This window comes from Mesorhizobium erdmanii (genome assembly GCF_013170725.1).
Lineage (GTDB): Bacteria > Pseudomonadota > Alphaproteobacteria > Rhizobiales > Rhizobiaceae > Mesorhizobium > Mesorhizobium erdmanii.
This window is the reverse complement of record NZ_CP033361.1, coordinates 5,792,971-5,814,915: the sequence shown is the minus strand read 5'-3', so window position 1 is coordinate 5,814,915 and position 21,945 is coordinate 5,792,971. Positions and strand designations below refer to the sequence as shown.

Below are 21,945 nucleotides of genomic sequence, written 5' to 3'. Positions count from 1 at the left end.
ATCAACCCGCCTTTGCCATCTGCATCAACGTTACGCGCTGCTGAAGCCGGCGCTGCGCTTGGTCGACGACGACGGCGACGATGATCACCAGACCCTTGATAACCATCTGCCAGAAGGAGCTCACCCCCATCATCACCAGCCCGTCCGACAGGATGCCGATGACGAAGGCGCCGACAATGGTGCCGCCGATAGTGCCGCGACCGCCCGACATCGAAGTGCCGCCAAGCACCGCCGCGGCGATGGCATTCAGTTCGAAACTTTCGCCCGTTGCAGGATGCGATGCCATCAGTTCCGACGAGATGATCAGCCCGACGATAGCTGCGCAGAAGCCGGAGAACATGTAGACGAACATCTTGACCATGTTGACGCGCACGCCCGAAATGCGCGCCGCGCGCTCGTTGCCGCCAACGGCGAAGATGTGGCGGCCGAGCGGCGTGTACCGGGCGAGATAGGCCGCACCCAGCGCCACCACGATCAGGATCCAGATCGACACCGGCAGGCCGGCGAGCCGCCCTGCGCCGAGGAAGCCGAAACCGGTGGTGCCGAGTTCCGGCTTGCCGACCAGATTGGGGAAGGTGCGGCCGTCGGATGACAGCAGCGCCAGGCCGCGCGCCACGTAGAGCACGCCGAGCGTGGCGATGAAGGGGGCGACGTTGAGCCTGGTGATCAGCAACCCGTTGACGGCGCCGATCAATATGCCGACCGCCAGGGTGATCAATGCGATCTCCACCACGTTGAAATAGATGGTGTAGCCGACATGCAGGTCGATGCCGTTGAGCACGAGATAGCCGGCCACCATGCCGCACAGGCCGACGATCGAACCGACCGACAGGTCGATGCCGCCGGTGATGATGACGAAGGTCATGCCCATGGCGAGGAAGGCGTTGAGCGCCACATGCTTGGCCATCAGGATCAGGTTCGCCGCCGACAGGAAATTCGGCGCCGCGATGGAGAAGAACACCAGCACCGCGATCAGCGCGATGAAGGTCCTGAGCTTCATCAGCGTCAGCAGCGCGGAGCCGCCGGAGGCCGAAGAGGGAGCTGCCCTGGCTGGAATGTCAGTCATCGGCTTTGCTCTCCATTTACCGGGGCAGGATGTGCGGGGGCGGGTCCATGGCCGAGCGCCGACGCGGCGACGATCGCGGCCTCGCTCGCCTCGGCGCGGTCGAACATGCCGGTCAGCCTGCCATTGCTCATCACCGCGATGCGATCGGACAGCGCCATGACCTCGTCGAGGTCGGAGGTGGCAAACAGGATGCCCAGCCCATCGCGCGACAGCTTGCGCATGGTGCGGAAGACGTCGGCCTTGGCGCCGACATCGATGCCGCGGCTCGGCTCGTCCATCAGAAGCACCTTCGGCCCGGTGAGCAGCGCCTTGCCGATCACGACCTTCTGCTGGTTTCCGCCGGAAAGCGACGAGACTTCCTGCGTCGGGTCGGCGACCTTGATCGCGAGCTCCCGCACCATCTGGGTCACGGCCTGCCGCTCGGCGCCGCCACGGATATGAAACAGGCGCACGAAGCGCGACAGGCTGGCCAGCGTCAGGTTGCTGGCAACGGATAGGATAGACACCAATCCCTCGCGTTGGCGATCTTCCGGAATCAGCGCCAGCCCGCGCCGTATGCGCCGCGTCGTGTCGCGTTCCATGATATGTTTTCCGTCGATGAAAATCTCGCCGCTGGCATGGCCGTGGCGGCCCATGATGCAATCGAAAAGCTCGCTGCGCCCGGCGCCCATCAGGCCGTAAATACCCAAAATCTCGCCGGCGCGCAGCGACAGTGAGACATGGTCGACCGCCATCCCGCCGGTGACGCGCGGCAGGCAGATGTCCTCGGCGCGGAAGATCTCCTCGCCCGGCTGATGGCCGTCGGCCTTGGCGAAATCCTTGGCGTCCGAGCCGATCATCTGCCGCACGATCCACTGCGTGTCGACGTTCTTCACTTCCTCCTGGCCGGTGATGTGGCCATCACGCAGCACTGTGATGTAGTCACCGATGCGGATCAGCTCTTCCAGCCGGTGCGAGATGTAGACGATCGCCACCCCCCGCGCCTTGAGGTCGGCGATCACCTTGAACAGGATCTCGACTTCCGCCGCACTGAGCGCCGAGGTCGGCTCGTCCATGATCAGGATGCGCGCATCGAGCGAGACGGCCTTGGCAATCTCGACCAGCTGCTGCTGGCCAATGCGCAAATCCTCAACCAGCATGTCCGGCCGGATACCGGCTTCGAGCCGATCGAGAAATTCGCCGGCCCGCAGCTCCTGCGTCTTGCGGTCGATCTTGCCAAACAGGTTGGTGATCTCGCGGGTGGCGAAAATGTTCTCGGCGACCGTCATGTTTCCGAACAGGTTCAGCTCCTGGAACACCATGCCGATCCCCCGGGCCACGGCATCGCCGGAGGAGGAGAAGGAAACCTCGTTGCCGTCGAGCATGATGCGCCCGGCCGTCGGTTGCTCGACGCCTGCAATGATCTTCATCAGTGTCGATTTGCCGGCACCGTTTTCGCCGACGAGCACATTGACCGCGCCCTTGCGCACCTCGAAAGTGGCCTGCTTGACCGCGACGGTGCCGGCATAGACTTTCGAGATGTCTTCCAGCTTCAGGATGACGTCGTGATCGAGCGCCGCGCTCATGGCTTGGGCCCGATCTCGGCCTCCGCCGGCGTCACCAACGGCAGGTCCTGGCCGCCTTCGATGGTGTAGGCGCCGAGCACCTTGGCGGTGCGGCCCTCCAGCGCTTCGCGCGGCAGCTTGGATAGCACGGTCTTGTCGGCATAGGCGTTGAACGCCTTGCCGAACTGGGCGAAGTCGATCTGGTTGGTGAAATCGTTGAATTGAACGAAATCGAGGCTGTCGCGCAGTGCGGTTCCACGCATCGCCGGCCCGATCTGCACGCGCGCATCCGCCTTGCCGTCGCCGTCGACGTCGATATCCATCGTCGCCGCGCGCGACTGCGTGTTGGCGGCGACGATCTTGCCCTCGACGCGGACCGCGAAGGTCCATGGCGAATTCGCCTGCTTCTTGGCATTGCCGTATTTGGCGCCGGCCGCCGCCTGGTCGGTCTTCGCCAGCGCATGGACCTCGGCAAATGGCCCGGCCTTCTCTTGCAAATAGGGGATCACCTTCGAGGCCCAGATCTCCTCGACCATCTTGTCCGGATTGAAGCCGGACGCGTTGCCTGCAACCCCTTGCGCCGATGGCGTCGGCAGGATCTTGCAGGCGCTGAGGCCGATGCCGGCGACCAGCGCGAGGATCGGCCAAGTTGCCTTAATCGGCCAGATCGGCTTACTGAGCATGGCGGTCAAAGCTTCCCATTGAAATGGAGGCGAGGGACGAACCCAAGGTTCGCCCCTCGCTGTTTGCGTTGCGCCGGCTCAGTTCTTCAGCGCGAAGGTTTCCAGCTTGGCGGCATTGTCTCCATTGATGAGCACGCAGTCCATCAGCTGCTTTTCCTTCTCGGGCGACTTCTTGTTCTTGATGAAGTCGTTCGCCTGCTCGACCGCCATCTGCGCTTGGGCGTAGGCCGGCTGCAGCACTGTCGCCTTGATGCCACCTGATGTGATGGAGTCGCGCACGTCGTTCGAGCCGTCGAAGCCGACGACGATGACATCCTTGCGGTTCGCCGCGGCGAGCGCCGCATAGGCGCCCATTGCCATCGTGTCGTTGCCGGAGATCACGCCCTTGATATCGGGATTGGCCTGGAGGATCGATTCCATCTTGGAATAGGCCTCGGTCTGGCTCCAGTTGGCCGACTGCTGCGCCACCATCTTGAGGTCCGGATAGTCGTCGATGACGTCGTGATAGCCCTTGGAGCGGATGCCGGCATTGGTGTCGGATTCCTTGCCGACCAGTTCGACGAAGTTGCCCTTCTCGCCCATCAGCTTGACGAATTCCTGCGCGCCGAGTTGGGCGCCCTGGTAGTTGTTCGAGACGATCTGCGCCACGGCGACGCCGGTGGCATTGATCTCGCGGTCGATCAGGAAGGAGGGGATGCCGGCGTCCTTGGCCTTCTGCACAGCGGCGACGGTGGCATCGGCGCCGGCATTGTCGAGGATGATGGCCTTGGCGCCGCGGCCGATCGCGGTGTCGATCAGCTGCGACTGCTTGTTGGCGTCGTCGTCATGCACCAGCACCAAGGCCTCGTAGCCGAGCTCCTTGGCCTTGGCCTCGGCGCCGACGGCTTCGGCCTTGAAGAACGGATTGTCATGCGAGGGGGTGATGATTGCGATCAGGTCGGCCGCGAAGGCCGGCGCCGCCGTGCCCAGTGCCAGTACGCCGGCGAAAGCCGCAAGTGTCATTCTGCGAGTAAGTTTCATTAAGTCCTCCCGTTAAGAACATGGGCCTCGACCAGTCGAGGCCACTGTCTCCTTTGAAATCGTCAGACAGGGCGGGCAAAACGCCGCCTGGATCGGCAAAGCCGTTTGCCGGCTTTCGACCTAACCTTATTTTCGCGCCCGTTCCCCGCCATTCTCCGCTCGTTCCAATCCCCTCTCCTAGTGGAGGATGATCAGTTCGAGTGTGTCAGCAGCTTAGCCAACTGGTATGATGAGTCAACCACTAATTCAGATGATCTGTATCTAACCGTGAACCTTGCCGCAGCGGAGGGAAATGGGCGCTTCAGGTGATGCGCCGGATGCTGGCGGCAATCTCCTCCGGCTCGAAGACACGCTTCCAGTCATCGCGCATCAGTACCGGCTTGCCGAATTCAATGGCCTTGTTGCAGGCATCGGAGAACACGCCGTTGGTCTCGCCGAAGATGACGGCGCCGAGCACATTCATGTGGCCGAGCAGGAAATCGAGGGCGGCCTGCCGGTCGACGCCGCGTGCCACGACCTCGTCGAGCGCTTCCTTCATGACGACGAGCAGCGAAGCGCACACTGTCTCCGAAAGGCCGGGCTCCAGCAGTGCCATATGCTCGACCGTGACGCGGTGCGAGCGCATTACCGGCGCCCAGATGATCTGCGCGATCTTCTCGCCCTTGGCGTAGTCTTCCTCCGGCCCCTGCATCAGGGCGCTGACGAAATGCTGCTTGGCCTTGACGCCGCCGAAGAAGTCCTTCTTGGCGGCCATGTCGGTCTCGTCGTTGAAGATCGGCGGATGGCAGGGATGGGTCACAAAATAGGTAAGGTCGGGACGATCGGGCAGATGGCCGGCGAACGGGGCCGCCGCGTCAAGCACGATCACCATCGTGCCGGGCGAAAGCTTGCTTTCAATGCTGGCGGCGACCTTGCCGATATGTGTGTCCGGCACCGCCAGGATCACGACCTCAGCACCGTTGAGCGCCTCATCGACGCCGACCGCATCGAAGCCCAGGCCGGTTTTCAGCCGCTCCTTGCCGGCCTCGCTGATCTCGACATGGCGGATCGTGTAGTCCGATCCGCGAAAATTGGTCGACAGGCGGTAGCCCATTTTCCCGCCCGCACCGAACAGTGCAATCGTTGTCATCTGACCCTTGCTCCTTGAACCCTGGGTGATCGTCGCGCGATCGTCATCTTATATACTGGTATGATCACTCTACCATAATTTGGCAAGTGGAATTGTCGGCCTGTTGGTCACTCCGGCAACGACGCGGCCGCCTTTGCCTGCGTCTTCGGCGTCGCTCCATCTGCAGGCTCGGCAGTGGTTCGCCGCGTCAATGCCTGTCGACCGGCAAGGGCCAGGACAAAGATGACGACGATACCCTGGACGATGTCCTGGGCGCCGGGCGGCAGCCCGATGATCTGCATGGTCGTCACGATCAGGATGAGCAGGATGCTGGCGAGCAAAGTGCCGAGCGCTGTGGCCGAACCACCGAAGATCAGCGTGCCGCCGAGCACCACGGCGGCGATCGACTGCAAGAGATAGGGCTGGCCCATTTCGAGGAAGGCGCCGCCGATGTAAGCGCCGAGCAGCAGGCCGTCGAGCGAGGCCAGCACCGACGAGATGATAAAGGCCGCCGCGATCACGCGGCCGTTGTTGATGGCGGCGAGCCTGGCGGCCGCGCGGTTCTGGCCGACCGCCGACAGCAGCTGACCGAACACGGTGTAGCGCAGCACGAAGGAGGTCGCAGCGACCCCTGATATGGCGATGATGGCCATGATCGGAACACCCGAGATGCGGCCCGTCGCCAGATCTTTCAGCGCCGGGCTGACGGCGAAGCCGGGGATCGCCTTGTTCGAAAGCAGCGTCGCGGTGGCCAGCACATAGCCGGTGGCGAGCGTCGCGATGATCGCCGGAATGCCGAGGCCGACGACGAGCAGCGAATTGAGCAGGCCGACCGCGAGGCCGAGCAGGACAGCGGCGACGACACCTATAGCGAGGTTGGCGTCCTGCCCCTTGATGGTGAGCAGCGCGACGAAGGCGCTGAGCGTGATCACCGAAGCGACGGAAAGATCGATGTTGCCGCGTCCGGTGGTGACGACGAACATCTGGCCGATGCCGACGACGGTCAGGAACGATGCCGACAGGATGATGCCCGACAGGCTGGAGAGGCTGAAGCGATTGGTGACCACGGAAAGCACCAGCCAGAGCAAGAGCACGCCGATCGCGGCCCAGATCCAGCGGTTTTTCTGGGCCCACATGGACAAGGCGAACAGCGTATTCATTGTTCGCTCCCGCGGTCGGCAGTCAGGCCGCGCAGCGTCAGCAGCGCGATCAGGATCAGGCCTTGCGTCGCGGCGTTGTAGTCGCTGCTGACATTAAGCGTGCCGAGCAGCGCGCCGATCAGCGACAGCGTCACCGCGCCGGCGATGGCGCCGACCGGCGAGACGATGCCGCCGAGCAGCGAGCAGCCGCCCATCACCACGGCGGCGACGCTGAGCAGCGTGAACGAACTGCCGGAATTGATGTCGCTCGCCGTGTTGATCGCCGTCAGCGACAGGCCGGCGGCCGCGGCGAACAGCCCAGCGATGAGATAGCGCATCAGCGCGTAGCGTGTTGGCGACCAGCCCGAGCGGATCATTGCCGTCGGATTGTTGCCGAAACCCCGCAGCACCACGCCGAGTGGCAACCGGTCGATCGTCAAGACCACCAGGGCGACAGCCGCGATGAGGATGATGGATGTCGGCAGGAAGTCGAGCGACCAGCCGAACAGCGCCGTAAGCCATTCAGGGCTGGCGCCACCTGGCGTCGGCTGCAGCGCATAGCCCAGCCCCACCCAGATGAAGGAGGCGCCGAGCGTGACGACGATGGCCGGGATCTTGCGTGCCTGGATCAATCCGCCGAGCCCGGCATACACAGCCACCGCCGCCAACAGCGCCAACGCCCCAAGCCACGGCTGATCGTATAGCAGCGTGGCGCTGAGCACGCTGACCAGGCCGGCGAAGGCGCCGACGCCGAGGTCGATTTCGCTGCCGCCGACGATGAACATCTGCGCCGCCGTCACCAACACCAGCGACAGCGCCGGCATCAAAAGCAGGTCGAGGCCGAAGATCGAGGCGACCGCGGGATTGGCCGTGATCATCACCGCCAGCACGGCGGCAAGGCCGATGAAGGGGGCAGCGTTCACCAGCCGGCGGGCAAGCCCCGCCGCGCCGGCCGTGCGGTGCGTCGTGTCGGCGCGCTTGTCGACTTGATGAACGAAAGACGCCCCAACGACAGCCGCTTCAGTGATCGCCTCGCCGCTCAGTTCCTTGACTATCCGTCCGCCGGCAAAGACCAGCACACGGTCGCAGGCCAGCAGTTCGGCATCCTCGGTGGTGTGCCAGACGAGGGTCCGCCCGCTGCGCGCGATGTCGTTGCAGAGCCGGTAGAAATCCTGCTTGGTGGCGATGTCGACGCCGCGCGTCGGATCATCGAGCAGGATGATCGGCGTATCGGCGATGAGCGCGCGGGCAACCAGCGCCTTTTGCTGGTTGCCGCCGCTCAGTTCCAGAATGTTGGACCCAAAGCGGCTTTCGTCGAGCCGCAGCCGGCCGGCGGCGTCGCCCGCGGCCGTACGGTTGAGCCGGTCCGAGACCAGGCCCAGCGACGGACGACGCGCAAGGCTGCCGATGGAGATGTTGCCCAGCACGCTCCACAACGGGAACACGCCTTCCTTCTGGCGGTCGCCGGTGATGAAGCCGGCTTCACCGGTCCGGGTGACGGGCCCATCTTTTCCGGGCTTGAAAATGGCATGCAGCAGATCTTTCTGGCCGCTGCCCTCGAGCCCCGCCAGTCCGACGATCTCGCCGCGCGCGATCTCGACGTCGCGGCCAAGTTCGGATGTCAGCGCTCCGGACAGCCGGACCACGGCATCTCCGGCGCCGGCGACGGCGGCGCCATGCTGATGGACCGGATTGGCGTCACCGCCCATGAGCTGCACCAAGCGGTCGATCGACGTGTCCGCGACGTCACCTCGCCAGGTGGCGCGGCCATTGCGCAGCACCACCACCTGCGTGGCGATGTCGATGATTTCCTTCAGCTTGTGGCTGATGAAGATGAAAGCGAGGCCAGCCTTGGCTCGCTCGCGGATGAAGGCCCGCAACTGCTTGGAGCGATCGAGATCGAGCGAGGAGGTCGGCTCGTCGAGAACGATGAGCCTGACGCCCGGCGTGGCGGCAGCGCGCGCGATCTCGACCATCTGCCGTTCAGCGATGGACAGATGGCCGACATCGGCATCCACATCGATGCCGTTGCCGGGAAAGACGGCATCCAGCGCCGAGCGTGCGCGGGTTCTGTAAAGCCTACGCCAGCCCGGCCGGCTCGCCGCGTCCGCCGGCGTTTCGAGGAAGAAGTTCTCGGCGACGGACAGGTTGGTGCACAGTGACAGTTCCTGGTGCACCATGCGGATGCCGCGCCGTTGCGCTTCCGCCGTGTCGTAAGTCGCGAAGCCTATCGTCTGGCCGGCGAAGGAGATCGAGCCCAGCGTCGGCCACATGGCGCCGCAGAGAATGCGCATCAGCGTCGATTTGCCGGCGCCGTTGCCGCCAACGAGGCCGATAATCTCGCCGGCCGAAACGGCGAGGTCGATCTCGGCGTTCGCCAGCGTCGGCCCGAAGCTCTTGGTGATCTGTAAAAGCGCGACGATTTCCTGCCGGAGCGACATGGCGGGCGCCATGGCGACCGCGCTCTTCTGATCGGCAACGGCAAGGTGGGACATTCGTCCTCCGTTTCTTCGCGGCAAAGAATCGGGCGCCGTTCGGCGCCCGACCCATTGCTGGTCGCGTTACTTGCTCAACAGGTTCTGCTTGACCCAGTCGAGCGAATAGCTGGGGCTGATGATCTGGCCGCCCGGCAGCTTGGCGTATTCCTTGAGATTGCTCGCATCGACGGTTGCCACCGGCATGATCATCATCTTGGGCGCCTTGGCGCCCTTGAGCAGGGAGAGGCCGAGCCAGAAAGCGGCGCCGCCAATGCCTGGCGTCGTGTTCATGGAGACGGTCTGGTAGCCGTTCTTGGCGTTCTCGTCGGCCCACCACTTGACGAAGTCGGTACCGCCGCCGCCCTCGATGATCGGCATCTTGTCCTTGTACTCACCGCCATACTGGACGAAGGCCTGGGCGATGCCGACATCGTCACTGCCGCCCTGGCCGAGCACCGCATCGACATGCGGCAGCGAGGGCAGCACATTGGCGATCGCCGCTTGCGCCACCGAGGCGGTCGCCTGACCGTAGACTGTCGCGACCACCTTGATGTCCGGATACTTTGCCAGGACCGACTGCTGCGCGTTGAACATGTCATTGTCGGGCGCCGAGCCCTTGACGCCACGAACCTGGATGACGTTGCCCTTGCCGCCGAGCATCTTGAACACTGCTTCGGCCTGGGTCGCCTTGTAGCCCTTGAAGTCGAAATTGAGCTGGTAGTTGCAGGGTGCAGAGGCGATTGAATCGAAGGAGACGACGATGATGCCGGCCTTGCAGGCTTTTTCGATGATACCGTTGACCGCGGTTTCCGAGGCGGCGTCGACGGCGAGCACGTCGACCTTCTTGAGGATCAGTTCGGCGATCTGACTGTTCTGCTGCGCCACCGAACCATCGCCGTTCATGACGATGTAATCGTCGATCTGCCCGGCCGCCTTCGCTTCCTTGGCCGAGGCTTCGAACGCTTCCACCATCTGGTGGCGCCAGGTGTTGCCGTAATAGGCATTGGTCAGCGCGATGACCGGTTTGTCCGACGACGCCATTGCTGGCAGCGTCACAACACTGATCAGCGCGGCGCTGGCCAGCGCCGCCATGATTGAACGTTTCATTGTATCTCCTCCCAGAAAGACCATAGGACGCAGCGTATCTGCTGAGGATCACGCCATGTCAGGTACATATTATACCAGCATACCAAATACACAAGCGTTTTGCTGCCTGCTGGGATCGCAGGCTGTCGGTCGGGTGCCTCATCTGACGACGGCCTTTTCGTTGCAGATGCAACGATCAATTGCGTCTTTCGCAGCTTGGATCATGGCTGCAAATCCGGCTTCCAACTTTTGCCCTAGGTATTCGCGGCGCGCCGAGATAGCATATGTGCCAGATGGGATGTGCGATGGCAGAAGTCTCGATACGCCGTGCGGACTTCATGATGGTCCTCGCCTATGCGTCGGACCTTGCTACAGGCCATTCTCGCGACTTCGCACTGAAATCATGTGTGCTTGCAATGCGGATCGCCCAGCTTGCGGGCCTTCCCGAACACGTTCGGCGCAATGCGTACCACCAGTCGATGCTGCGCTATGTCGGCTGCAACGCCGACACGGACCTTCTGGCCGCCACCTTCGGTGATGAGATCGCGCTCCGCCAGGACCTCGTCGGCCTCGACATGGGCAATCGTGCGGAACTGGGCAGGGTCTTCGTGCAGGCATTCAAGCGGTTCTACTACGATCTCGAGCCTGACGCGCAGGCAAAGGCGATCGAGGCTGCGATGTCGCAGGCGCTCGCTGTGGCCCGCCCGGTGCTCACCGCGCATTGCGAGGTCGCCCAGAGGATTGGCGAGCGGCTTGGCCTGTCCGAGGATATCCGGCGCAACCTTGGCCAGATCTATGAACGCTGGGACGGCAAGGGTCTGCCGCACGGGCTAAGCGGCGAGGATGTCTTGCCGGCCGTGCGACTGATCACATTGGCGCAGGACGTAGTTGCGCTCAGCGACGCGGCCGGGATCGATGCGATGGCCGAAACCATCGCCAGCCGCGGCGATGGTCCATACGAAGCGGACTTGGCCCGCCTCGTCGCCGCCAACGCTGCCGTGCTCATGGAGGGCATCGGCGCGACGGTCGACCGCGAAACGATTTTGGCGCTGGAACCCGATCCGCCGGTGATGTTGGACGAGGCGGCTTGCGATGAGGCGTTCCTCGCCATTGCCGACATGATTGACATGCGCATGCCGTTCACGCAGGGCCATTCGCGCATGGTGTCGGAACTGGCCGTTGGGGCGGGGAAACGGATCGGGCTGCCCGATCCTGACGTGCGCGCGCTGCGCTGGTCTGGCTGCATCCACGATATCGGCGAGCTTGTCGTGCCGGTGGCGACCTGGATGCGCAACGGTCCGCTGTCGGTGCGCGAGCGCGACGCGGCGCAGCTACACGCTTATTACGGTGAGCGGGCGCTGGCGTCCTTCGGCCACGACGGCGATGCGATGGGTGCGCTCGTGCTGCGCCATCACGAACGCCTGGACGGTTCGGGATATCACCGCAAGGTCGGTGGCTTCGACCTGTCCCCGGCAGCACGGATCCTTGCCGCCGCCGAAGCTTTCCAGACATCGCGGGAGGAGCGTCCGCACCGCAAGGCGCTGTCCAGCGAGGCGGCGGCGACGCAGTTGCGCGGGGCTGTTCGCGACGGTTGTGTCTGCCCCGACGCCGCCGAGGCCGTATTGTCCTTCGCCGGGCAACAGTCGCGCCGGACTGTGCCGCGGGCGCTGGCCGGCATGACGCCGCGCGAAATCGAGGTACTGCGCCTGATCGCCGCCGGCCTGACCGCCAAGGAGACGGCTCGCAAGCTCGATATCTCTCCCAAGACCGCCGACCACCACATCCAGAGCGTCTACGCCAAGATCGGCGTGGCCACCCGCGCCGCCGCCGCGCTCTATGCGGTCGAGCATGGCCTTGTCCGGCCGGGCGAAACGCCGACATAGGGAATCCACCCCATGTGCGTCCGCTCGGGCGCGCGCATCGTGATCCTGTCGACGGACCAATCGTGGCCGCGACCGACAGGAGGAAATCCGATGCTTCTCGCAACGACCAAGGTGGCGGACGTCGACCACTTCATGCGTATCTTTTCGACCAAGGGCGCCGACAAGCGCCGACTGCACGGCTCGAACGGTGCGACCGTATTCCGCGACCCCAGCGAGCCCGACCGCGTCTGGGCGATCTTCGACTGGGACGCCGAGGGCTGGAAGAACTTCGTTTCGGATCCTGAAGTGCCCGCGATCCTGCAGGAAGCCGGTCATGTCGGCAAACCGCAGGCGGCATTGCTGCTCGGCCACTACGAGGCCTGACGTCCACGCTGTGCGCCGCCTGCCGTCGGCGGCGGCGCTCCCGACAATCGCCAGAAGACCAAACCCCAGAATTGGAGAAATCAGATGGATCCGAAACCCATCAAGATCGGCCTCATCGCCGAACTGACCGGCCCATTGTCTTTCATGGGCATCGCCAACGCCAACCTCACCACCATGCTCGTCGACGACATCAACGCCAAAGGCGGCCTGCTCGGCCGGCCGGTGGAACTCGTCATCGAGGATGGAGAGACGATCGACGGCGTCGCCAAGGCAAAGGCCGCGAAACTGGTCGACGTCGACAAGGTCGATGTGGTGATCGGCGGCATCTACAGTTCGACCCGCCTCGCCATCAAGAGCGAGGCGGTCACCCGGGGCAGGACGCTCTACATCTATACCGAACAGTATGAGGGGCAGGAAAACGATCCGCTGATATTCTGCACTGGCCCCGTCCCGGCACAGCAGGTCGAGCCATTAATCCCATGGCTGATGAAGACCACAGGAGCGAAAAAGTTCTACCTGCCGTCCGCGGACTACATCTGGCCGCATTTGTTGAACGAAGCCGCGAGCCGGTTGGTGCGCGCCAATGGTGGCGAGATCGTCGGCGAAGAATATTTTCCGTTGGACACCGTCGATTTTCGGCGGACGGTGCAGCAGATCATGGCCAGCGGCACGGAGGTCGTGTTCAACACCATCGTCCCCCCGGGCCTGACGCCGTTCCTCGAGGAGCTGCACAAGGCCGGTTTCGGCAAACGCGGTGGCAGGATCGTCTGCACCTACTTCGACGAAAACTTCTTCAACCTGGTGCCGGCCGAGCAGATCGAGGGCCTCTACAGCTGCCTCGATTACTACCAGGAACTCGACGAACCGTTCGGTCGCGCGCTGTTGCGCCGCTACGGCGAGCGTTTCCCCGGCGGTGCCACGTTGACCGCGGGCAGCGGCTGCACGGGCCACTACAGGGCGGTCAAGATGTGGGAAGCGGCGGTGAAGGAAGCGGGCAGTGTCGAGCGCGATGCGGTTATACAGGCCCTTGACCACGCCAGGATCAGCGAAGGCCCGGGCGGTCCGGCGGAAATGGCTCCTGGCCAGCACCATGTTCGCATGAACATGTACATCGCGCAGGCGCATGGCGGTCGCTTCCGGGTCGTAAAGAACTTGGGTCCAATAGACCCCAACGAGCGCATGCTTACCGACGAATTTCAACTGACCAACGTGGGGTGAACTGCGCGGACCCCGATCACTGCGCTTCCAATCGGCGGCTGCGGCAAGGTGCCATCGTCATCCATAGGATGCGTCAAAGGCATTGATGCAAGCCACGCCAGGCCATGGGACGCTGCTTGTGGATGCCGAGGTGGTGATTGTCCCGACAAGAATCTCGGCTTGGAACGCTGCAGGAAGGTGGCCCCGGAACGAGCGGCTAAGCCGCGACAGATTTGGGTGATCTGCTTCTTCCTGGATCATGAAGGCTGATTGAGTGACCGCGCGTTGTCGCGGTCACGTCATCGGCGATGCATCCGGGCAGCATGCTCACGTTCTGAGGGTTGCCCGTGACTATGACGGGTGCCGGCATTCTACCGCGGCAACTTGGCGCCCCGCTTGCGCCGTACCAGCACCAGCGTCGCATCGTCCGGATCCGCGGTGACCGTAAAGCCCATCTCGCGCTCGAGCTCGATGGCTGCACGGTTTTCCCGATTTTCGATCGATTCGATCGATTCCAGACCATGGTCATCCGCATAGCGCGCAATGTGGCCGAGCAATTCCCAACTGACCCCCAAATGTTTGCGATCGTCGCGAACGCAGACTGCGACCTCGCCACGCCGGTCCGCCGGATCACTGGCGAGCGTCGCCACCGCGATCAACATTCCTCCCGGTGCGAACGCCAGGAAATTATGGATATGGGCGTCGTCGGAACGGGTCATCGCAACCAGCCGTTCGTGCGAAACCTCGCGCACGGCGCCGAGAAAGCGGAAACGCAGATCTTCGGGCGTCACATGGGTGAAAAACTCTGCCAATGCTGGCTCGTCTTCAGGTCGTGCGGTCCGCACTTCAAAGCAGAATCCGGTGTGAGTGGTCAGGGTCTTGCTCATCGTCATCTGATCCATGTTTGGGCCTTTTTTGGGCGTCGTTGCCCGGTGTCGCTAGGGTGATGTGGGCGCTATTCGCCCATGTCCAGGAGCACGTCCTGTTTAAGGATCTCGAGGCTGCGTAGGCCGAGCAGCCGAATAACCCCCTTGTCCTTCAGACGGGTGAAGACCCGCGAGACCGTCTCGATCGTGAGCCCGAGGTAATCGCCGATATCCATCCGAGACATCGGTAGTTCGACCTGGCGCAATCCACCCTGGCGTTCGGCCATGTCGACAAGGAAGGCCGCCACGCGTTCTATGGCGTTCTGGCGGCCAAGCACGAGCAGATGTTCCTGCGCTCTGATCAGGCCCTTGAGGGCCAGCGGCAGCAACTGTCGGGACATGTCGGCGGCCCCGGCGATCCGCAAGACACGGACACCCGTCGCATTGATCGCCTCGGCGAAGAAATGGTGCGTCGCGTCGGCTTCGAAGCCGAATGTCTCGCCAGCCAGATGGAAGGCGCTGATCTGCCGTCGACCGTCAGCCAGCAGGCGGTACACGCGCACGGCGCCGAATTCGACGTGATAAAGAGGTCCGGCCTTTTCGCCTTGGGCGTAGATCTCCGTACCGGCCGGAAAGAAGCTGACTGGCTGCGCCCAACCCTCATCGAGGAGGGCAAAAGGGCTTTGCTTCACTGGCACGTCAATGTGGGCGATCTGTTGAGCATACATGGCTGCGTTCCCGGTTGATCCGTGACAACAGCAATCGCGCGAATTGGGATCTGGCGAAATTCGGTTATGTCCCTAAGGGAAACTACGTAGCGGGCACACGCCCGCAACAACGCGGGCACCCTACCGGAGGAGCCCGGCACGCCAAGCCTCGCAGGAAGATGATGACGTGTGGTGGGAGACCCAATTCCAGCCGTCAAATGCAGAGCTTCGCGTCATGGAATTGCTTCCTTTGCCAAGGGGAATGCAGAAATTCACGCAGCCAGCCGGCGACGACCGAGGGCAGCCGAGCGCCTGCCGTTTGTGCGCGTCGGCCTTTGAGGCGATCGTGCGACAGGCTTGCGCCAGATCAAAACGCTGCGTCAACGCATCGCCTATGCATTGATGATGAAAGCGCTCCCTAAATCTGGAACCTTCATGTTTGCCTTGGCGCTTTCTTGTGCGACGTCGGCACGGGCGGATGACGATCTGCAGATCGCGCGCGGCAAGGAGATTGTGCAGACGAACTGTGCTCGTTGTCATGCGGTCGGCCTGACGGACAAGAGTACGCATCCAGATGCTCCCCCATTCCGCTCATTGTCCAGCCGCTACCCGATAGAGGATCTGGAGGAGGCGCTCGGCGAGGGGATTTCGACCGGCCATCCCGATATGCCGGAGTTTGTCGCCACCCCCAGTCAGATCGACGGCATCATTGCCTATATCAAAAGCCTCGATCGAAATGAGAGGTGACGTCCGCCTTGGTTTCAGAGACCGCATACCGGCTCAGATTTCGAACCAGGTGCCTTTCCGGCCATTGACGATCTCGACGGCATCCTCGAGCCTTCCGATGGCCGAAGACGTGCCGGTCGCCTGAGCGAATTCGATCGCGGCGTCGATCTTGGGTCCCATTGAGCCGGCTGCGTAATCGCGCCCCGATATCTCCGTTGCCCTGACGCGGCGCAACGCGTGCGCGTCGGGGGTGCCATAGCCGAGATACACCGCATCGACGTCAGTCAACATGAGCAGCATGTCGGCTTTCAATTGCCGTGCCAGAAGCGAACTCGCCAGATCCTTGTCGATGACCGCTTCCACGCCGCATAGGCTGCCGTCGTCTCTCCCGATCACCGGCACCCCGCCACCGCCGGTGCAGATCACGATGACATCGTGATCGACCAGATAAGAGATGACCGAGGCCTCCAGGATCTCGAGCGGCCGCGGCGAGGGCACGACGCGCCGCCACTTGCCGCCGTCGGGTGCGATCGCCCAGCCGTTCAGCGAGGCAAGGTGTCGAGCCGTCTCCTCATTGTAGACGGGGCCTATCGGCTTCATGGGATGGGAAAAGCCAGGATCGCCGGGGTCGACCCTGACCTGGGTCAGCAAGGTCGCGAACAGCCTGTCCTTCACGAGGTTGCCGAGTTCCTGTTCGATCATGTAGCCGATCATGCCGGCGCTCTCGGCACCGAGGACATCAAGCGGGAAGGAGCTGCCGTCCGAGGCGGCCGCGGACTGGAGCGCAAGCAGCCCGACCTGGGGGCCGTTGCCATGGGTGATGACGACCGAATGGCCTTCGCCGATCAATGCTGCCAACGCCGATGCGGCCCGCCTGACATTGTGGCGTTGGTTGTCGGCGGTCATCGGCTCGCCACGCCGCAACAGCGCGTTTCCGCCCAAAGCAACGACAATGCGCATCTCAGTTGCCGATCGTGGCGACGAGCAGAGCCTTGATCGTGTGCATGCGATTTTCGGCCTGGTCGAAGACGATGGACGCAGCCGACTCGAATACCTCGTCGGTGACCTCCATGCAGTCGATGCCGTACTGCTTCGCAACGAAGGCGCCGATCTCCGTATCGGTATCGTGGAACGCCGGCAGGCAATGCATGAATTTGACGTGCGGATTGCCGGCGGCAGCCATCACCTCGCTGGTAACGCGGTAGGGCGTCAAAAGGCGGATACGTTCGGTCCAGCCGGATTTGTCCTCGCCCATCGACATCCAGACATCGGTGTAAATGAAATCAGCATCCTGGACGCAGCCCGTCACATCCTCGTCGAGGCGGAAACGGCCGCCGCTGCGCTCCGCCAGGTCGCGAACATGGGCGCAGAATTCCTCGTCCGGCCAGAGCTCTTTCGGTGAAGCGATGCGCATGTCTATGCCGACCTTGGCTGCTCCAAGCGCCAGCGACAGCGCAACGTTGTCACGACCCTCTCCGACGAAGGTGACGGTCACATCCGACAGGTGCTTGTGCGTGAATTCGCGCATGGTCATGAAATCGGCGAGGATTTGTGTCGGATGCGCCTCGTCGGTAAGACCATTGTAGACCGGCACGCCGGCATGCGCGGCAAGCAGTTCTGCCTGGTGCTGGCCAAAGCCGCGATATTCGATTGCGTCGTACATGCGGCCGAGCACGCGGGCGGTGTCCTTCATCGATTCCTTGTGGCCGATATGGCTGCCGCTGGGGCCGAAGTAAGTGACGTGGGCACCCTGGTCATAGGCAGCTACCTCGAACCCTGTGCGCGTGCGCGTCGAATCCTTCTCGAAGATCAGCGCGATATTTTTTCTGACCAGACGCGGAATCTCATGTCCGGCGAGCTTGGCCGCCTTGAGATCTGCCGCCAGCTTCAGAAGAAAGCGGATTTCTTCTGCCGTGAGATCGTCCAGGGTCAGGACGGAGCGGCCATGAAGATTGATCGACATAGGATTTCCTTCGGGTCAAATCGGATCGCGGACAATCGGACAGGTCATGCAGTGCCCGCCGCCGCGGCCACGGCTGAGTTCGGCGCCTTCGACCGTGATCACTTCAATTCCGGCACGGCGCAGCAGCGTGTTGGTGTAGACGTTGCGGTCGTAGCCGATGACTACGCCGGGCTCGACCGCAACGACATTGTTGCCGTCATCCCATTGTTCGCGCTCGGCCTCGTAGCGGTCGCCGCCAGTGGCGATGATGCGCAACGCCTTCAGCCCAAGAGCTTCGGCAACCACAGCCGCGAACGGTTTTGTCTCATCGGTGACCTCTACCGACGCCTCGCCGTCGCCCGGCCGCAGCGAGAATGTGCGCAGCCGGTCGACCACCGGCGGATACAGGGTGACAAGATCGCGCTCGCAGAAGGTGAAGACGGTGTCGAGATGCATGAAACTGCGGTCGCGGGGCATTAGTGCGGCAATCACGCGGGTGGCTTCGCCGGCAGCGAACAGGTTGCGCGCGAGATCGCCTACCGCTTGCGGCGTGGTCCGCTCGCCCATGCCAACGAGAACCGTTCCGCCCCCGATCGGCATGACATCGCCGCCTTCGAGGCTGGTGCCGGTGCCGAGGGCCGGCGACACGAAAGGTATGCCGCTATCGCGCAAGCGGGGATGGAAGCGGTAGACGGCTTCGACATTGGCCGCTTCCGGGCGCCGTGCGGGCCAGTACATGGGATTGACCGACACTGAGCCGTAAATCCAGCAGGAGCTGTCGCGGGTGAACAACTGGTTGGGCAAAGGCGGCAGCACGAAATCCTGGGGCGCGAGCGTCCTTCCGGTCAGCCCTTTGGGTTCGAAAGGAAGCTCCGCCCGGGCAATGCCGCCCACAAGGTAAGACGACAATTGCTCCGACGGCATCTCTTTGAGCCATCCGCGCATTTCATCGACCATGTCGAGCCCGACGACGCTGGGATGGACCCGGTGGTCGAGAAGCCAGTCGCGGGCCTTGGCCAGGCTCATTGTCTCAACCAGGAGCTCCCCGAAGGAATGCACCAGCACGCCGCGTTCGCGCAATGCATCGACGAACATATCGTGCTCCTGGCGCGCCCGCTTGACCCACAGCACATCGTCGAAGAGCAGCGCCTTGCAGTTCTCCGGTGTGAGCCTGCGCAGGCTGAGGTCCGGACGATGGACCATCACTTCGCGCAGCCGACCGACCTCGGAGTGGACGCCCAGTTTCATCATCTCGCAAATCCTCTCACAGCGCGCTGACCGCGCCGGTCCACATCTCGTAGACGGCAAGGATGGCGACCGCGATGAGGGTTCCGGCGAGTGCTGCCTCGGCAGGGTGAAAGACCCGCTGATTGGTTTCGCGGCGCGCCCAGACATAGAAGATGATGCCGGGTGCATAGAGGATCGCGCACATGAACAGGTACGCCGGCCCCGCCGCGTAGACGAGCCACAGCCCGTAGACCGTCGCCAGCAACCCCGCAAAAAGCGGTCCGGCGCGCTGCTCGCCGCTCACGTAGCTCTCTCCCGTCAACGCGAGCTTGGCCGCGTAGGCTCCGGAAAAGATGTAAGGAACCAGGATCGCGGCCGACGCGATGTAGAACAGCGCCTGGTAGGTGCTTTGGGCGAACAGCGTGATCACCAGAAAGGCCTGGACGAGCAGATTGGTGATCAGAAGCGAGGTCGACGGCACGCCGCGCTCGCTTTCATGGCCGAAGAATTTGGGCATCGTGCCGTCCTTGGCGGCGACATGCGGAATTTCGGCGGCCAGCAGCGTCCAGCTGAGGAAGGCGCCCACCACGGACACGACAAGCGCGACGTTGATCAGGATGGCGCCCCAGGGGCCGACAACCGCCTCCAGGACACCCGCCATTGATGGGTTCTTCAGCGCGGCGAGTTCGGGTTGGCTCAGGATGCCAAGCGACAGCAACGACACCAGGGCATAGAGAGCGAGGCAAGTGAAGAAGCCGAGTACTGTCGCCGTGGCGATATCCTTGCGGCGTTCGGCCCGACCGGAGAAGACGCTGGCGCCCTCGATGCCGATGAAGACCCACAACGTCACCAGCATCGTGCTCTTCACCTGCGCGGTGACTGAGCCGAGACTGGCGTTGCCGAGACCCGTGAAGTCGAGGGACCAGACCTGCAGTTTGAACGCGACGGCCGCCACCCCGACGAACAGGACGATCGGCGCGATCTTCGCCACCGTGACGATGAGGTTCACGACCGCGGCCTGCCGTATGCCGGCAAGAACCAGGACGTGGATCAGCCATAGCAGGATCGATGCGCCAAGCACCGCCTGCCAGGTGTTTCCATCACCGAAGGCTGGAAAGAAATAGGACAGAGCACTGAACACGATAACCGCGTAGGAAACGTTGCCAACCCAGGCGCTGATCCAGTAGCCCCAGGCGCTGTTGAAGCCGATGAAGGGGCCGAAGCCGGCCTTGGCATAAGCATAGGGACCGGCGTCGAGCTCGGGCTTGCGGGTCGCCAGCGATTGATAGACGAACACCAGCGCCAGCATGCCGACCGCGGTGATCGCCCAGCCGATCAGGATTGCGAGGGGCCCAGCACCAGCCGCCATGTTCTGCGGCAAGCTGAACACACCGGAGCCAACCATCGAACCAATGACCAGTGCGGTCAGAGCACCTAGACGAAGCCTTGCTGGCGCCGCGGTCGACACTTTCCGAGCAGTGATGTTGATATCAGCCGTAGTCATGATGCTCTCCCCAATTTGAAGGCTCTGATTGGAGGCAATAGACAGCAAGCCAGGACTGGCCGCTTTGACGCGGGTCAATAAGCGTTTGCTGAAAAGGGTGGCGTCGATGTTCCGGTTTCTGGGTCGTCGCACCGCTTCGCCCGTGTCACATCGCGCGCTGCCAGGGCCATGCCGAACGGGAACGAACCGACTTGCGCCGCCGAAATCGTGCGGGCGCAAATCGGTTTTGGTCTATTGATATGTCGTCAGGCGATGTCGGCCGGCTCAGCTCCGCGTTTTCGTCCGGTGATCATCGCGCGTACAAGGTTTTCGCGATGGCGAAAGCTTGCCAGCGCGACGCCGCCTATATGGAAAAGGACCAGCACGAGCAGGCCGTGTGCGCTGAGGCTGTGCGCCGTTTCGACCCACGACACGCCGAAATAGGCGTCTGTCGTCATCAGCCAACCGGTCAATGCGGTTGAACCCATCGCCGCGATCAACGCGACCACCATTGCGCCGCCGGCCGGGTTGTGGCCGATGTAGCGGGCTTCGCGACCGAGCAGCAGCGCCCAAAGATAGCGCAGCACCGTCGCCGGATCACGCACGAACTGCGAGAAGCGCGCATATGGCGTGCCCAGGACGCCCCATAAGAGCCGCGTCACGATCAGACCGGCAGCGGCGTAGCCGGCCCAATGGTGAATGTCCTCCGAAGAATGGGAGGTGAGCCAGGCCGTGATGAAGCTGAGCACCAGCGCCCAGTGAAAGCCCCGCACGACTCGGTCCCAGACGCGCACCATCTCCGTTGATGGTTGCGCGTCCGCCGCTATTGAAACGGCCCGATCAGTTTTCGCCGGCTTCGGCATTGTCGAGCTTTTCAAGGGTCTCGGCATTGTATGCCAGATTGACTTTCTTGCCGGCCTTGTCGACCGCGTAGACTTCATAGCAACCCTTTTCCACCTTGATCTGGCGGACGGTGAGACCTTCGCCGGCCAATTGCGCCTCAAGCGTCGTCTTGGGTTTGAACTGTGATTTCGGGGCGGTGCTGCAGCTGCCGCCAGCAGCGAGCGCCGGTCCCGCAATCATGCCGGCGAGAGCGGCGAGGACGAGTGTGCGATACATGATGGCTCCATTCGGGAGGTTGGGCGCGGATCTTGCGCCTCGAGGGTGGATTTCGACCGTTTCGGTCAGACGGCGGTAGGACCGTCATTGGTGCGAGATAGCCAATTCAACCTGACAATTGGCTGACAGCGGCATCGACCCTGTCGATCGGCTTGCCGCCGGTTGGTTGGATCTGGCGCAAGGACGGTGGGTGACGACGCCGGCAGGATGATGGCTCGGATACGAGAGCGCTTCTGCTGCTATCCCAGGAGGCTGGCATGTGGACCGAATTCACAGTCGGGCCATAGGGCGCCAAAGCAGGCTGCCTCT

At 63.1% G+C, this 21,945-nt stretch carries 20 protein-coding genes; 4 read left to right on the top strand and 16 right to left on the bottom strand.

The genetic code is table 11. The annotated features are described in order from the left end of the window. Position 1 precedes the first annotated feature (1 nt). The 8 genes from EB233_RS28085 to EB233_RS28050 form a co-directional block, all read right to left on the bottom strand. A complete protein-coding gene (locus EB233_RS28085; RefSeq protein WP_064991354.1) occupies positions 2-1,066 on the bottom strand; it encodes an ABC transporter permease in 1,065 nt (354 codons plus the stop codon). Beyond that, positions 1,063-2,631 (bottom strand): sugar ABC transporter ATP-binding protein, encoded by a 1,569-nt coding sequence (locus EB233_RS28080; protein WP_064991355.1) that lies wholly within the window; start codon positions 2,629-2,631, stop codon positions 1,063-1,065. Before EB233_RS28080 ends, EB233_RS28085 begins: the two co-directional genes overlap by 4 nt. Next, the gene (locus tag EB233_RS28075) at positions 2,628-3,293 is read right to left on the bottom strand and encodes a DUF2291 family protein (RefSeq protein WP_064991356.1); all 666 of its coding nucleotides are present in this window, start codon (positions 3,291-3,293) and stop codon (positions 2,628-2,630) included. Before EB233_RS28075 ends, EB233_RS28080 begins: the two co-directional genes overlap by 4 nt. Positions 3,294-3,371: 78 nt before the next feature. Beyond that, the gene (locus EB233_RS28070; protein WP_064991357.1) at positions 3,372-4,313 is read right to left on the bottom strand and encodes a D-ribose ABC transporter substrate-binding protein; all 942 of its coding nucleotides are present in this window, start codon (positions 4,311-4,313) and stop codon (positions 3,372-3,374) included. Positions 4,314-4,614: 301 nt separating this feature from the next. Continuing rightward, positions 4,615-5,442 (bottom strand): phosphogluconate dehydrogenase C-terminal domain-containing protein, encoded by an 828-nt coding sequence (locus tag EB233_RS28065; RefSeq protein WP_027055439.1) that lies wholly within the window; start codon positions 5,440-5,442, stop codon positions 4,615-4,617. 107 nt (positions 5,443-5,549) lie between these two features. Beyond that, positions 5,550-6,581 carry an ABC transporter permease gene (locus EB233_RS28060; protein WP_064991358.1) on the bottom strand — a complete coding sequence of 344 codons (1,032 nt, stop codon included), beginning with the start codon at positions 6,579-6,581 and terminating at the stop codon, positions 5,550-5,552. Next, positions 6,578-9,055: an ATP-binding cassette domain-containing protein gene (locus tag EB233_RS28055; protein WP_081294262.1), complete on the bottom strand. Its 2,478-nt coding sequence runs from the start codon at positions 9,053-9,055 to the stop codon at positions 6,578-6,580. The genes EB233_RS28060 and EB233_RS28055 overlap by 4 nt, the downstream gene beginning before the upstream one ends. A gap of 66 nt (positions 9,056-9,121) precedes the next feature. Further along, positions 9,122-10,144 carry an ABC transporter substrate-binding protein gene (locus tag EB233_RS28050; RefSeq protein ID WP_064991359.1) on the bottom strand — a complete coding sequence of 341 codons (1,023 nt, stop codon included), beginning with the start codon at positions 10,142-10,144 and terminating at the stop codon, positions 9,122-9,124. Between the two features lie 284 nt (positions 10,145-10,428). On the opposite strand from EB233_RS28050, the gene EB233_RS28045 reads away from it, so the two are divergent. The 3 genes from EB233_RS28045 (at position 10,429) to EB233_RS28035 (ending at position 13,587) form a co-directional block, all read left to right on the top strand. After that, on the top strand, positions 10,429-12,006 hold the full coding sequence (locus tag EB233_RS28045) for an HD domain-containing phosphohydrolase (protein ID WP_064991360.1): 1,578 nt from the start codon (positions 10,429-10,431) through the stop codon (positions 12,004-12,006). Positions 12,007-12,096: 90 nt separating this feature from the next. Then, entirely contained in the window at positions 12,097-12,369 is a 273-nt protein-coding gene (locus EB233_RS28040) for a hypothetical protein (RefSeq protein ID WP_027055434.1), read from the top strand. An 84-nt stretch (positions 12,370-12,453) separates the two neighbouring features. After that, positions 12,454-13,587: a substrate-binding protein gene (locus EB233_RS28035; protein ID WP_064991361.1), complete on the top strand. Its 1,134-nt coding sequence runs from the start codon at positions 12,454-12,456 to the stop codon at positions 13,585-13,587. A gap of 350 nt (positions 13,588-13,937) precedes the next feature. Here the strand turns inward: EB233_RS28035 and EB233_RS28030 are convergent, their stop codons facing one another. Next, complete coding sequence (locus EB233_RS28030) at positions 13,938-14,453, bottom strand: GNAT family N-acetyltransferase (RefSeq protein WP_064991390.1); 516 nt, start codon at positions 14,451-14,453, stop codon at positions 13,938-13,940. 68 nt (positions 14,454-14,521) lie between these two features. Then, complete coding sequence (locus EB233_RS28025) at positions 14,522-15,160, bottom strand: helix-turn-helix domain-containing protein (RefSeq protein ID WP_064991362.1); 639 nt, start codon at positions 15,158-15,160, stop codon at positions 14,522-14,524. A 336-nt stretch (positions 15,161-15,496) separates the two neighbouring features. Here EB233_RS28025 and EB233_RS28020 point away from each other — a divergent pair, with 336 nt between their 5' ends. Further along, on the top strand, positions 15,497-15,886 hold the full coding sequence (locus EB233_RS28020) for a c-type cytochrome (protein ID WP_425487721.1): 390 nt from the start codon (positions 15,497-15,499) through the stop codon (positions 15,884-15,886). A 33-nt stretch (positions 15,887-15,919) separates the two neighbouring features. Here the strand turns inward: EB233_RS28020 and arcC are convergent, their stop codons facing one another. From arcC to EB233_RS27990, 6 genes are all read right to left on the bottom strand, one after another. Next, on the bottom strand, positions 15,920-16,825 hold the full coding sequence (arcC, locus tag EB233_RS28015; RefSeq protein WP_064991363.1) for a carbamate kinase: 906 nt from the start codon (positions 16,823-16,825) through the stop codon (positions 15,920-15,922). 1 nt (position 16,826) lies between these two features. Beyond that, entirely contained in the window at positions 16,827-17,828 is a 1,002-nt protein-coding gene (argF, locus tag EB233_RS28010) for an ornithine carbamoyltransferase (RefSeq protein WP_064991364.1), read from the bottom strand. A gap of 15 nt (positions 17,829-17,843) precedes the next feature. Further along, the gene (locus EB233_RS28005) at positions 17,844-19,058 is read right to left on the bottom strand and encodes an arginine deiminase (protein WP_064991365.1); all 1,215 of its coding nucleotides are present in this window, start codon (positions 19,056-19,058) and stop codon (positions 17,844-17,846) included. Between the two features lie 13 nt (positions 19,059-19,071). Continuing rightward, positions 19,072-20,538, bottom strand: coding sequence for an arginine-ornithine antiporter (gene arcD, locus EB233_RS28000; protein ID WP_064991366.1), 1,467 nt, complete (start codon positions 20,536-20,538; stop codon positions 19,072-19,074). Positions 20,539-20,783: 245 nt separating this feature from the next. Continuing rightward, positions 20,784-21,314, bottom strand: coding sequence for a cytochrome b/b6 domain-containing protein (locus tag EB233_RS27995; RefSeq protein ID WP_064991367.1), 531 nt, complete (start codon positions 21,312-21,314; stop codon positions 20,784-20,786). A 43-nt stretch (positions 21,315-21,357) separates the two neighbouring features. Further along, positions 21,358-21,636: a PepSY domain-containing protein gene (locus tag EB233_RS27990; RefSeq protein ID WP_027055424.1), complete on the bottom strand. Its 279-nt coding sequence runs from the start codon at positions 21,634-21,636 to the stop codon at positions 21,358-21,360. Positions 21,637-21,945: the final 309 nt, after the last annotated feature.